General features: G+C 45.0%; 11 protein-coding genes. 1 reads left to right on the plus strand and 10 read right to left on the minus strand.

What is annotated here, in order from left to right:
- Nucleotide 1 precedes the first annotated feature (1 nt).
- The 8 genes from uvrB to C1712_RS07605 form a co-directional block, all read right to left on the minus strand.
- The gene (gene uvrB / locus C1712_RS07570) at nt 2–1,990 is read right to left on the minus strand and encodes an excinuclease ABC subunit UvrB (protein WP_102268160.1); all 1,989 of its coding nucleotides are present in this window, start codon (nt 1,988–1,990) and stop codon (nt 2–4) included.
- Nucleotides 1,980–3,482, minus strand: a complete 1,503-nt coding sequence (locus tag C1712_RS07575) for a S41 family peptidase (protein ID WP_180963094.1) — start codon at nt 3,480–3,482, stop codon at nt 1,980–1,982. The genes uvrB and C1712_RS07575 overlap by 11 nt, the downstream gene beginning before the upstream one ends.
- Before the next feature lie 194 nt (nt 3,483–3,676).
- Complete coding sequence (locus C1712_RS07580; RefSeq protein ID WP_102268164.1) at nt 3,677–4,588, minus strand: glycyl-radical enzyme activating protein; 912 nt, start codon at nt 4,586–4,588, stop codon at nt 3,677–3,679.
- The gene (locus C1712_RS07585) at nt 4,575–7,001 is read right to left on the minus strand and encodes a glycyl radical protein (RefSeq protein WP_102269811.1); all 2,427 of its coding nucleotides are present in this window, start codon (nt 6,999–7,001) and stop codon (nt 4,575–4,577) included. The genes C1712_RS07580 and C1712_RS07585 overlap by 14 nt, the downstream gene beginning before the upstream one ends.
- 3 nt (nt 7,002–7,004) lie before the next feature.
- Entirely contained in the window at nt 7,005–7,697 is a 693-nt protein-coding gene (locus C1712_RS07590) for a fructose-6-phosphate aldolase (RefSeq protein WP_102268166.1), read from the minus strand.
- Between the two features lie 165 nt (nt 7,698–7,862).
- Entirely contained in the window at nt 7,863–8,636 is a 774-nt protein-coding gene (locus tag C1712_RS07595) for a DeoR/GlpR family DNA-binding transcription regulator (RefSeq protein WP_102268167.1), read from the minus strand.
- Between the two features lie 85 nt (nt 8,637–8,721).
- Entirely contained in the window at nt 8,722–9,660 is a 939-nt protein-coding gene (locus C1712_RS07600; protein ID WP_102269813.1) for a tyrosine-type recombinase/integrase, read from the minus strand.
- A gap of 123 nt (nt 9,661–9,783) precedes the next feature.
- Nucleotides 9,784–10,482, minus strand: a complete 699-nt coding sequence (locus C1712_RS07605) for a metallophosphoesterase (RefSeq protein WP_102268169.1) — start codon at nt 10,480–10,482, stop codon at nt 9,784–9,786.
- 173 nt (nt 10,483–10,655) lie between these two features.
- Here C1712_RS07605 and C1712_RS07610 point away from each other — a divergent pair, with 173 nt between their 5' ends.
- Nucleotides 10,656–11,402 (plus strand): VUT family protein, encoded by a 747-nt coding sequence (locus tag C1712_RS07610; protein WP_245858095.1) that lies wholly within the window; start codon nt 10,656–10,658, stop codon nt 11,400–11,402.
- Between the two features lie 379 nt (nt 11,403–11,781).
- On the opposite strand, the gene C1712_RS07615 is transcribed toward C1712_RS07610, so the two are convergent.
- Both C1712_RS07615 and C1712_RS07620 read right to left on the minus strand, forming a co-directional pair.
- Nucleotides 11,782–12,543 (minus strand): hypothetical protein, encoded by a 762-nt coding sequence (locus C1712_RS07615; protein ID WP_102268171.1) that lies wholly within the window; start codon nt 12,541–12,543, stop codon nt 11,782–11,784.
- The gene (locus C1712_RS07620) at nt 12,544–13,350 is read right to left on the minus strand and encodes a MarR family transcriptional regulator (protein ID WP_245858097.1); all 807 of its coding nucleotides are present in this window, start codon (nt 13,348–13,350) and stop codon (nt 12,544–12,546) included. It abuts the gene before it with no gap.
- Nucleotides 13,351–13,363: the final 13 nt, after the last annotated feature.

Genomic DNA, 13,363 nt, shown 5'->3' on the forward strand with positions numbered 1-13,363 from the left:
ATCAGCTCCTCAGCTCGATCAAAATATCACGCAGCTCTGCCGCCCGTTCAAAGTCAAGCACTTTTGCGGCTTCGCGCATTTCTTTTTCGATGCCTGCCAACAGCTTCTCTTTTTCTTTCTTGCCGATCTTCTGCTTTTTCTTCATATAAGCCGCAGTCATCTGTTTTGTTTCTTTGCTTCTTACCACTTCATGGATCGGTTTGATGATCGTCTGCGGTACGATGCCATGTGCTTGATTATATGCTTCTTGAATGCTACGGCGGCGTTTGGTTTCCGTGATCGCACGCTCCATTGAACCGGTGATCTGATCCCCGTACATGATTACCGTACCATCGGCATTACGCGCCGCACGTCCGATGATCTGAATCAAAGAACGCTCGCTGCGCAAAAAGCCTTCCTTATCCGCATCTAATATCGCAATCAATGAAACTTCGGGAATATCCAAACCTTCCCTTAGCAGGTTGATCCCAATTAACACATCATATTTCCCTTTGCGCAGATCGCGGATGATTTCCGTACGCTCGATCGTCTTGACTTCATGATGCAGCCAGGCCACCTTAAAATCAAGTCCCTTCAGATACGTGCTGAGATCTTCTGCCATGCGCACCGTGAGCGTCGTTACCAGCGTACGCTCATTGCGGGCGATGCGTTTTTTAATTTCATCGACCAGGTCATCGATCTGTCCATGTGTCGGGCGCACTTCCACTAACGGATCTAACAGGCCGGTCGGACGAATGATCTGTTCCACGACCTCGCCATGTGTTTTCGCCAATTCATAATCGCCCGGTGTTGCGGATACAAAGATCGCCTGATGGATCTTTCCCTCAAATTCTTCAAAGCGCAGCGGACGGTTATCTAAAGCGCTGGGCAGGCGGAAACCATAATCGACCAGCACTTCCTTGCGGGCGCGATCGCCGTTATACATGCCTCTCACCTGTGGCAACGATACATGACTTTCATCAACGATCAATAAAAAATCATCGGGGAAATAATCAAACAGCGTATAAGGCATTTCTCCCGGTTTGCGTCCGTCGATATGACGGGAATAGTTTTCAATGCCCGGGCAGACGCCAAATTCCCGCAGCGCTTCAATATCATAGCGCGTGCGCTGTTCCAGGCGTTGTTTCTCTAACAGCTTCCCATCCGCTTCCAGCACCTGCAGGCGATCTTCCAATTCTTCTTCGATCGTTTCACATGCCCGAAGCATCACATCTCTGCTCGTTGCATAGCCGCTTGCGGGATAGATCACATAAACGCTGTATGCGTTTTGCACCTTGCCTGTCAACGGATCGACTTCCGCAATTCGCTCGATCTCATCATCAAACAGTTCGATCCTTAAAATATAGGCATCGGTATGTCCCAATGCGATTTCGATATTATCGCCGCGCACCCGAAAACAGCCTCTGGCCAAATCCATATCATTGCGCGTATACTGCTGCGCAACCAGCTTTTTCAAAATGTCCTGCCGATCGACCTTTTCTCCCACGCGCACTGAGAAAAACATATCGCGGTACTGTTCAGGATTGCTTGCACCGTAAATGCAGGCTACAGAGGCGATGATGATCGTATCACGCCGTTCCAATACCGAATTGGTCGCCGCCATCCGCAGCATATCCAGCTCCATATTCGTCGTCGCATTCTTGTCAATATACGTATCGCTTTTGGGCAAATATGCCTCCGGCTGATAATAATCGAAGTTAGAAACAAAATACTCTACCCGATTATGCGGGAAAAACTCCTTAAACTCCGAGTACAGCTGACCTGCCAGCGTTTTATTATGCACAAAGACCAAGGTCGGTTTATTGATCTGCGCAATGACATTAGATACGGTAAATGTCTTACCGGTACCGGTTGCGCCTAGTAAAACCTGTGTCTTTTTTCCTTTTTTGATTCCTTCTACCAGTTCTTGAATAGCGCTGATCTGATCTCCCTGCGGCTGAAACTTGGAAACCAGTTCAAAGCCTTTTTCTTCTTTCCTGCTATCTGTCATTTACGACCTCCATTGCTTTTATCATCTGGGTATCCAGTGTCTCTTTTTCCGCATTCCATTTTAACTGCACACTGGAATAAAGTGCGTCCATGACCGCCTGATCGATCACGCCGTCTGTTTCCATACCGATATTTCGCTGATACTGCTTCAATGCTTCACTGCTGGCGGTACTGAAATAGCCATCTTCACGATCCACCGCATAGCCTAAAAAAGCCAATTCTTTCTGTACGATGACCGCTGGCTGAGAAACGCTGTCCGCAGCATAAGTACCGTTTAATGCCACCGGTGAGAACAGGTGCGCCTCTGCCGAAGCGATCTCAACATCCGGTGCGATGCCTTTGCCATGTATTTTTTCTTTGGCAGGCGTCAGCCACTGCGCAATCGTATATTTCAGCGACGAGCCATCTGCAAAAGGCTTGGTGATCTGCACCGTGCCTTTGCCAAAGGTATTGACGCCTACGATTTCAGCATCTAAATAATGGCGCAAAGCAGCGGTCAAGACCTCGGAAGCACTTGCCGTATCGCCATCTACCAGCACCGCCATCGCATCATAGCGGTACTGCTTGCCTGATCCGGATGTTCTGTTTTCGCTCATAGAACCATCCCGTTTTTCTTCATACAGGACAACACTGTCCTCCGGCAGCAAATGATTGGCAATGTCCACTGCCGCCTGTACATAGCCGCCGCCGTTCCCGCGCAGATCGACGATCAAAGAAGTTACGCCCTGCTGATCAAATTCTTTCAGATAGTCGCCCACCAATTCACCGGAATTTTCCGCAAACGAAGCAATCGTCAGGATACCGACGCTGCCCTTTACTTCGCCGAATACCGAGCTGGCAACTTCACCTCTCTCGATCTCAAAATCCAGCAGTTTATTTTCCCGCTTGACCTGCATGCGTACGCTCGTCCCTTTTTCACCTACGATCTTTTCCCGCAGCGCATCGCTGTCAAGTCCCGCAACGCTTTCTTCATTTACACTGATGATCTGATCACCGCTGCATAGACCTGCACGCCCTGCCGGTCCATTCGCAAACACATTCACAATGTAGAAAGAGCCACTGTCATATAGATAGACATATTCAACACCGATCCCCATGACACTTCCCTGCAAAGAAGAAGAGAGCTCCATCGTTTCCTCCTTTGTCAAATAAGATGTGTAAGGATCGCTTTCACTGCCGCTCATGCCCTTTAACGCCTGATTCAGCAATGCTTCATCGAGGCTGTCAATATCTTTTCCAAAGTACCATTGATTCAGCATGATGTCATAGACTTCATTTAATTTCTGATTGGCGCTTGAAGAAGCAACACCGTTTGTTTTCGTTACCGCATTGCAGGCATAGCCGATCCCAAAAAATAAGATCGCACCGATCACCAATAAGATCGTCTTTCGGCGCAGCGCTTTTTCTGCCGCGATTTCATCAGGCCATTTATGGCGCACCAGTTTCACCTGTACGGTTTTTTTCTTTTGTTCGGGATTTCTTTCCTCTGTCATCATACATCACCTGTTTCTTTTCTTCCGCTTCTTCTATATTTTGATGCAAATATGTACTTATTATACCATAAGCATATGTATAGGAACAGTATTATCCATGATCTGTATGCAGTGAAAAAACATCGTTTTCTGGATCTATCAGAAAGAAAAAGGGTTTTTACGCCCTTTTCGATTACAATACATGCAATTTCACATCAACCGCCGATCGTCATCCGCAGTCCTTTGGCTTCTCCGTATTCCAAAAGCCACTTTAAGGAATCATCTGCAGCGCTGCGCTGATCGGCAAGCGGATAGATCATGCCCAGTTTTTCATATTTGCCAATGCCGTATATATGATAGTTCAACAGATCGACCTGTTCCACGCAATCTCGATGCTTTGCCACAAAATCAATACGTGCTTTCAGATCCTGCACATCGTCATTTTGATCCGGTACGACGATCATCCGTACGCGCATCGGTACTTTTTTCTGTACCAGTCTGATGAAATGGTCTAATATCTTTTCATTGGAATATCCGGTACAGCGTTTATGAATGAGCGGATCAAACGCTTTGATGTCGTATAAGATCAGATCAACGACATCACTCAATGCGTCTAAATGTTCCCACGATACATATCCTGCCGTATCTAGGCAAATATGAATGCCGTGCTGCTTTAGGAGCTTAGCACAGTGCAGGACGAAGGCACTTTGCAAAGCCGCTTCACCGCCGGAAAAAGTAACGCCGCCGCCCGTGCTCTCATAAAACGTCTGGTCCTTCAACAGTATCTCTGCCAGCTCTTCCGCACTTTTCCACATTCCAACTGTTTCATAAGCATCAAACGGGCATAATTCCACCATCTCCGCAAGATTTTGACAATGATCGCGATCGATCAGACAGCCGACCTGATCAAAGCTGATCGCTCCATTGCCCGCCTGTACGCAAAGACCGCAGTGCTGACAGCGTTCCTTAAAATAATAGACCTGTGGTTTTGCGGATAATGTTTCCGGATTCGCGCACCAGTTGCAGCGTAAAGAACAGCCCATGAAAAATACCGTTGTGCGCAGACCCGGTCCGTCTTTGGTGGAGTAGCGCTGAATCTTGGAAATCAGCGCTTTATCGCCAGTCATGCTCACTTCTGGCGATGATCGCATCCTGTGCTTCCGGCATCAGCGTAGAGAACAGTGCGCAATAGCCGGCAACCCGCACCATCAGATCCGGATAATCTTCCGGATGCGCCTTTGCTTTTTTCAAAGTTTCACTGTCTACGATATTAAACTGATTATGGAAGATATTTTTCTTTCTGCCCGCTTCCATAAAGCAGGTAAATTTCTCCAGATTGTCCTCACCGGCCAAAGCCCCCGGGGTAAAGCGCATATTCAGCAGCTGTCCGCCTGCCATTTTTTGATTTGGCAGCTTTGACACCGAATTGATGACGGCCGTAGGACCTTCTTTATCGGCGCTCAGACACGGAGAGCAGCCTTCATTTAACGGCATCGTCGCTAAGCGTCCATCCGGCGTCGCACCGACATCAAAGCCATTTGGCACATAAGAGGTAATATTCGAGGTAGACATCGTATAAGTACAGCCGATCGGTCCTTTGCCATAACGATCGGTATGATAAAGCGGCAGCAGCTTCAAATAGGATTCATACACATCGGCGACGATCTGATCGACATAATCATCATCATTGCCGAATTTCGGCGCATTCTTACATAGCTTGCGGATCTTAGCGCCTTCAAGTCCCGCAAAATTGTGAAGCATCGCATCCTGCAGCTGTTCCAAGGTCAATTTCTTTTCCTCAAACACCAGTTTCTTGATTGCCGCCAAGCTATCGCCTACCACCGAAGGTCCGATATTAGAAGAACTGACATAGTCATATTCCGCACCGCCGTTTTTCAAGGTCTTGCCGCGCGCCAAACAGCAGTTTACCGTACTGGAAGCAAACGCATCGGCATCATGATATTTCAAGGCGCGATCACACACCAGATCACAGTCGATCGCCAGATCGGTATAATAGCGAAGCAGTGTTTCCCATGCCGCAAATACTTCTTCATAGCTTTGATAATGAATCGCTTTTCCCGCTTCCCCATTCAATTTTACCAGCTGAATGCCGGTACTTGGATCATAGCCGTTATACATGACCAGTTCGATGATCTTGCCGAAATTCACATACGTCATGCCGGTCGCACGATGTCCCCAGCGTCCCGGGATCGCCGTTTCCACGCAGCCCATTGACGCATATTCACGAGCGACTTCTTCTTTTAAGCCAAGCGACATCATTGCCGGAATACACACCTCATCGCAGAAGATCGAAGGCATACCGAACCCTTTGCGAATCAAACGCGCCACATCCTTCATAAATGCATGATCGCTTCCGGCAAAGAAACGTGCACTTAAATTCGGTTCCGGCAAGCCGGTCAAAGCCATCGCTTCTAAGCAAAGATAAGAAAGATCATTGGTGCCATCGCTGCCATCCGGCTTCATGCCGCCCACCATCAAATTAGAGTAAAGCGGATAACCGCCGCTGTACTGGGTATGATCCCAAGGACGTACTTTATTAAGCGAGTTGGTCATAATAAAGAAATGGGTGATCAGCTCCAGCGCCTTTTCTTTGCTTAACATGCCATTGGCACGATCTTTTTCATAATAAGGCCACATATACTGATCAAAGCGGCCAAATGAAAAGCTGTGCCCATTGCTTTCGATCATCATTAACAGATGCACCAGATATACGGTTTCCACCGCTTCATAAAAGCTTTGTGCCTTGCCTTCCATCAAATGGGCGAACATTTGGCTCATATCCAGCAGCTCGCTTTTGCGTTTGACATCGCCGCAAGCATTTGCCTCTTCCTTTGCCCGCTTTGCAAAGCGTTTACAATAACGCAGCGCCGCATCCATCGTAATGATCGAAGCCTCATAAAAAGCAATCTGTTCTTCACTTAGATCTTGATCGTTTTGCAAGTGCTGCTTCGCGATCTCACGCATGCCGCCAAAGCCATTTGCCAGCACAAACTCATAATTGGGAATGATATGCCCATCTCCGGACATCGAAATCCCACCGCGATGCAAAACGCCCTGTTGCTCTGCCAAGCGATTGATCGGCGATAAATTTTTTAATACTTCATCCTGATGCGTCTTGCCTTTCCAATAAGGAGCGATCTTGCGCAGCTTTTCTTTTGTTTCTTCATCAATGGAAAAAGCGTCGCCGCTGCGTTTGTCAAACTCGTCTAATTCTTCTATGATCCAGTCGATCGAATACTCCGGAAAGATCGGCGCGGCGAAATTACGCGATGCCTGATTGCCTGCGATCAAGGTATCTTGTTCGATGTAAATATCCATCTGATCAAGGATATCCGCAAACGCCTTGGCTCGTTTGATCACGATCGGATCCTCTTCATGTTTTTGAAAAGAGGCGGTAATGATTTCCGCACGCTGCGCACAGATCGTCGCTTTACGATGATACATCCGGTTACGCATCGCTTCGATCCTTGTAAAATCACAATCTTGATTGGTAATTTCCATACTTAATAAACCATACATCATTTACTGCTCCTTTCCCATCTTCAATAAATCATTGCCTTCTCCATACAAGGAGAACCAGTCTCGCTCAAATCCCTCCACCGCTTGTTCGATCGAAGGATTGGCAAAGGTAAGCGGCAGGATATCTGCCGGCACTGTTACCGCCGTTGCCCCATTGACGAGCGTTTCCTGTACTTGTCTGAGATTTTTATAGCTTGCCCCCAAGATCTGACAGTCTGCTTGGTGGGCATGGATCGCCGCCGCCACATGTTCGACCACGATCATCGGATCATGATCTAAATTAGCGATGCGATTGATATATAAGGCGAGATAATCCGCACCGGCACACATGGCCAAATATGCCTGCATCTCGGTATAGATCGCGGTTGCCGTTACCCGAAAGCCTGCTTCTTTCAACAGCTTGATCGCCTTCAATCCTTCTTTGGTAACCGGTATTTTGATATAGACCGCATCGTCTACCTTTTCATGGATCATCCGCGCTTCCGCCAACATATCCTCTGCCGTTTTCGCTGTTACTTGAATATGCAAAGAACGCTCTTTGCCGATGCATTTGCGAATTTCCCGCATATGTGCGAAAAAGTCTTGCGGCGCCGCTTTTTTTACAATACTGGGATTGCTGGTTACACCGCAGATCGGATAATATTCGATCAATTCTTTGATCTTGGTTAAATCAGCAGTATCAATCATCCATTCCATATTATGAACCTCCTGTACCTTCGTCTTTATCATACTTGGGATTTTACTTTGCGCCTAGTCCTGCCTTTTAGAAATAGAAGTTTTTTTGGAAAAAGAAAAAAGGGGAACACCTCATCCTGTTTCCCTTTCTGCTCCATCTGTTTCTTTTTGTTCTTTTTTGTGTTTTTAAGCAGAATGTACTATGACCTGTAAATACCCGGTTCGCATTTGTTTTAATGCCTGCTTTTCAGCTTCTTCCAATTGACGGTCGCTGATGACCAGATCAAATTCATCGATCTTCGCATAACGGGCAAAATAGCGCTGATCAAATTTATTTTGATCTGCCAACAAGATGCAGTGACTGCCCGCTTTCATCAGCGCCTGCTTTACATTCGCATCCATTTCATCGGGAACGCTGGCGCCCCATGCCAGATCAAGTCCTTGTGTAGACATGAACACATGATCGACATGATGTTCGCCGATAAAGCGTATCGTATCGGAACTGATCGCCCCCTGCGATATGCGCGAATAGGTGCCCGGCGCCAGGATCACCTTAATTTTCGGCGTATTTTGCAATACTTGCAGAATTTTCCATGAATTCGTGATCACCGTGATCGCTTTATCACTCAGATACTTTGCCATTTCATAGGTCGTCGTTCCACAGTCTAATAAAATCGTTTCTCCCTCATTTACCAAACGGGCGGCTTCTTTGGCAATAGCAGCTTTGGCACTTTGCGCCTGTGCGGCTTTCAGCGAAAAGCTCGCTTCGACCCCGCTTCCTTCATTCAAGATCGCACCGCCATAATTTAAGGAAACAAGTCCCTGCTTCGCAAATAAAGAAAGGTCGCGGCGAATCGTCATCGGCGATACTTCATATTGTTTTGCCAGTTGCTTGACCTCAACGCTTTTCGCTTCCTTTAACTGTTCAAAGATGAGGAGCCTACGCTTTGCGCCATTCATCTGATCACCTCTTATTCTGTTCGTTCTTGTTCTTTTCTATTATAACAAAGCCCAATGTATTTGCCTAGCACATCATGCGCTAAGATCAGTGAATGCGCTTATCGAAACGGTTATAGTCGTTGCGGGGATTTTTCAGGGTCAGGATCTCTTTCTGCTTCGTACTTGTCACATGCGCGTAAATCTGGGTAATGGCAATGGAGCTGTGTCCCAGTATTTTCTGAATATAGCGAATATCGACATCTTTTTCCAGCAGACAGGTCGCAAAGGTATGGCGAAACATATGCGGTGTGAGCGGCTTGGAAAACCCTAAACGCCGTTCCAGCATATGAAGCAGATTGCGAACCGACTGATCAGATAACTTCTCACCGTATTTATTGACAAAGAAATAAGGCGAAGCACGATCTTGCACAATGCTTTGCATGTATCGCTTTAATAGCTCCACTACCTCATCATTGCCTAAATAAAGCATGCGTTCCTTAGCCCCTTTGCCGAATATTTTGACTGTGCGCTCCTTCAAATCAATATCTTCTTTTCTTAAGCCGCATAATTCGGATATACGCATACCGGTCGTAAACAGCAGTTCCAGCAATACGACGTTGCGCATATGATACTTGAACGCAAAGTCAGACCGTGCATGTTCCAGATCATCGTAAACACAGGAAAAGATCGCTCTTAACTGCTGTGAGGAAATGGTACGGGGCAAAAGCAGCGGCTCTCTGCACTGTATCTTGATCTTGTGAAAAGGATTGTCTATTATGATCGTTTCATATTCCAAATAATGATAAAATGCTTTCACACTTGCGAGCTTGCGCTTTACGGTCTTGTATTTGTCATATTGCCGATTGAGCTGGTAAACGTAATCGCGCAGTGCCGCATGATCAGTATAATCATTTTCTTCCATGATGTCCAAAAACTGCTTCAAGTCGATCTTATAAGCTTTGATCGTCTTAGCATTTAAGCGGCGTTTAAGCGTACAGTCCTCATAATACTGTACTAAATAATGCTGGATCTCTTCTCTATTCATATCCATACCTCCAATCAGGATTTCATTATATGTCATTTCCCCTGCTCACTGTCAATCCGCCAAACTGCTCTATGCTTTCCTTGATCAAAAAAAGACGGCCGTTTCGCCGCCTGAACTGACTGCCTAGCAATAAAATTCTTCCATCGTATCCAAACAGAGGCAAGCCAATGCGCCGTCTTGAAAACACGCACCGCAGTCGATGGCAATGAATTGATTATGATGAAAGATCTCCGCTTTCCCGCTGATTCCCAGTGTCGGCGTATGACCGACGATCACGAAACGATCGGCTTCGTCAAAATAAGGAATCTCCCAATCCGGACGCTCCCAGATAAAATCGTTTACATCATAGTGAAAAAGCGGCTTATCTTTTTGAAAATTCCCCAGTCCGGCGTGTACCAAAAGATAATACTTCCCGTTTACCGTAATTTCTTCATAAGCACTGAAATCCAGCAAATAATCCATGATCGCCATGCGTTCTTCCAAAGACAATGCAAGCAGCTCTCGAATCGTCGGATAAGCGCCGTTATTGATCCAATCCGATAGTTTCATCAGTTGTTCTTCGTCGATCCTGCTTATAGACGCTTCACTGATTTCTTCCGACAGCCACTTCATACATTCTACGCACATCCATTCATGATTGCCAAATATCCCATGCACATTAGGACGGCGCATCATGTCCTGCAATACTTTGATTGATCCATTTCCCCGATCAATGATATCTCCCAGTACATAAAGTGTATCCTGTTCATTAAAATCGATCAATTCCAACATTTCCTGATAACGATCAGCCATGCCATGTATATCGCTCATCACATAGATCATCTTGTTTGCCCCTTTCGCAATTTTTTCATATGGTATCTATGATTATATCAAAAAACGGAAAGAATGCTGCTGTTTTTTATTGACATTTCTCTCACTCTGTATTAAATTTTAGAGGTTCGATTAAAACGATGTTTTACTTCCCAACCATCGTTAAAAAAACAGGAGGAATGAACATGATCAACAAATTAAAATCAGAAATTCGGGAAATGAAACTCTTATTTCACAGTATTCCATCACTGATGATGACCTTATTTATCGTATCGGTCATCGCCATGAATCTGCTTGCGAATAAAAGCATTCAACTGCCATGGGAGTTTCTTGCGCTGGACTGTGGGATCTTGATCTCTTGGCTGTCTTTTCTCAGCATGGATGTCATTACCAAACATTTCGGTCCAAAAGCCGCCACACAGGCATCGATCGTAGCGGCGCTGATCAATCTCGGCATGTGTCTGATCTTTTTTATTGCCAGCCGCATTCCCGGCATTTGGTCGGAAAGCTATGTGCCCGGTATGGAAACCGTGATCAACCACAGCTTGGATGCGACTTTCGGCGGTGTGTGGTATGTATTGCTTGGAAGTACGATTGCTTTTTTGATCTCTTCCATTGTCAATAATTATTCCAATGCCTTGATCGGTAAATTTTGTAAAGATCAAACCAGTTTCAAGACCTTTATGACGAGAACTTATATCTCAACGGCACTGGGGCAGTTTTGCGACAATTTATTGTTCGCGCTGATCGTCAGCCATCAGTTTTTCGGCTGGACCTTGTTGCAGTGCATCACCTGCGCCATCACCGGTATGCTTGTGGAACTGCTTTGTGAAGTGATCTTTGCTTATCCGGGTTATCGGATCTTGAAGAGCTGGCAAAAAGAGCAAGTTGGGAAAGCTTTTTTTGCGTATCAGGAGCAGAGGAAGCAGTGATCAAAAAGAAGATTTTAATAGGATAGAGGAATAAATTTTCTCATTTATTGCCCTCTCACTTACCATACGTACAGGCAAGGTATGCGGCTCTACATTTATATCCAAACTCTTAAGACAGCAATTAAGGGGATGGACCAATTTTGGTCTGTCCCCTTTCTTTATGCCTAGAATTGTTGGTGATGGTGTCAAATTCGTTTCCTGCATTCCACTTCTTCCATTGCCATATATGCGCTGCGCTTTGGTCGAAAACCATTGCTGAGTTTGTTAAAAATTGGTTCATAGATTGTCGTTCGTATTTGTGATATGGCTTGTGGTCCCTGCACATATTAAAGTAAGGCGTCGCACATTTACGACATCTTATCTTGCAATCCGTATGTATTTATAACTCTATACCGTAGCACTGTAATAGTAACTCCAGCATTTCCCCTTTGCTTTTCCCACGAATCCCCAAAGCCTTCATATCTATATCTTCATTTCTCATTTCTGTTAAAAACAGCCTCATATCCGTTGCTATTTCCGAACTCAGCATTTGTCTTGTATCTGCTGTAATCAACTGCGCAAGTCGAAATACATCATTTTTATGCTTTTTGATATTTTTACTGTCTACCGATTCCCCATTCGCTTTTCTCTCACTCAAATCAAGCCATGCTTTTGCCTTGAACGGAATCAGACAGGTTTCTTTTAGAACCGAAATCCCGTCAATATTTACCTGCCCCGATTTAAGCAGCTCATAATAGGCTTCATTTAAGAGTATCGCTGAAAGGCTGGATATGGATTCATCTATTGGTAATGGGGTAAGTAGCGCATCTTCATCAAGCGTGATAAATTCCGGATTCCTCGAAAAAAGCTCTATCATATACGGATAATCTTTACTACGTGGAGATGTAAATCGATAAAACTGTGCTTCTCCACTGCTTTTATTCTTGTGTTCATATCCGGCTTCTATGATGTACTCCCAAAACTGCTTTCCAAACTCTGCTGTTATAGCCTCCACAATCAGAACAATATCAATATCCTTTGTTGCTCGAAATGGGAGTTCTTCGTTTTCCATAATCAGGTCGCACGCTGTTCCACCTATTACAACGTATTCATTTTCAAATCCTTGAAATTTCTCTTTGAATGTCGTTAACCCCGTAATCATTTATCTTTCAAGCTCCTTTTCCAATAATACCTCTATCGCTTCTTCTATTCTTTCATCTTCACTGTCAATGAGAGAAATTGCAACGGATAAACTGTCAGCCGCAGAATCACTTGTAAACTGTTTCGGATCGTATTCCCATACTTCAAGACGGATCTGCTTGTCAGGGTCTACTAATTCTGTCAATAGTTGCTTTTTATCAAACGATTTATGATAGATGGCATAGGTTAAAACTCTGCTCGGATTCAGCATTGTCTTTTCTGATAATGCGGTTTCCCCGGCAAACACCATATCCTCTGTCACATTGGATTTTTCCAAATATCCGGCAATACGGACCGGACTCAAAAAATATCTTTTTATTTTTTCAAACAGTTCTTTCTTTTCATACTTGGCTTCAATAACTTTATTTACACCATCTTTTGTGACCTTAAATAAACCGATCAATTCTAACTGTTTTACTGCTCTGCTTAATGTCATAGCAGTAAACGGAAGTATTCTTGTTGCTTCAGCCATATATAATCTTTGTTTACCGCAATAGAAATAAAGAAGGACCAACTGCTGTGTGGAATACATAAATTTCTCTACTTCTTTTTCAGGCTCTTTTTGCTCTACCAAAAGTGTCCCCATAAAAGGCAGATATACTTGTTTGTCTGTAATGAATGGTATTCTGTTTTCGATCAGTTTTTTTCTTCTGTAAGAAGATACTGTCGGTAATACCAATACAACCGGAACATGATCCACTTCCTGAATCCTTTTCATGTGTTTTTTCAATGCCGGAAGCGTTGCAAGTTCTTCTTTTACTGTCAGCATAATGCATTTCTGC

The sequence above is a fragment of the Massilicoli timonensis genome (assembly GCF_900199515.1).
GTDB classification, from domain to species: domain Bacteria; phylum Bacillota_I; class Bacilli_A; order Erysipelotrichales; family Erysipelotrichaceae; genus Massilicoli; species Massilicoli timonensis.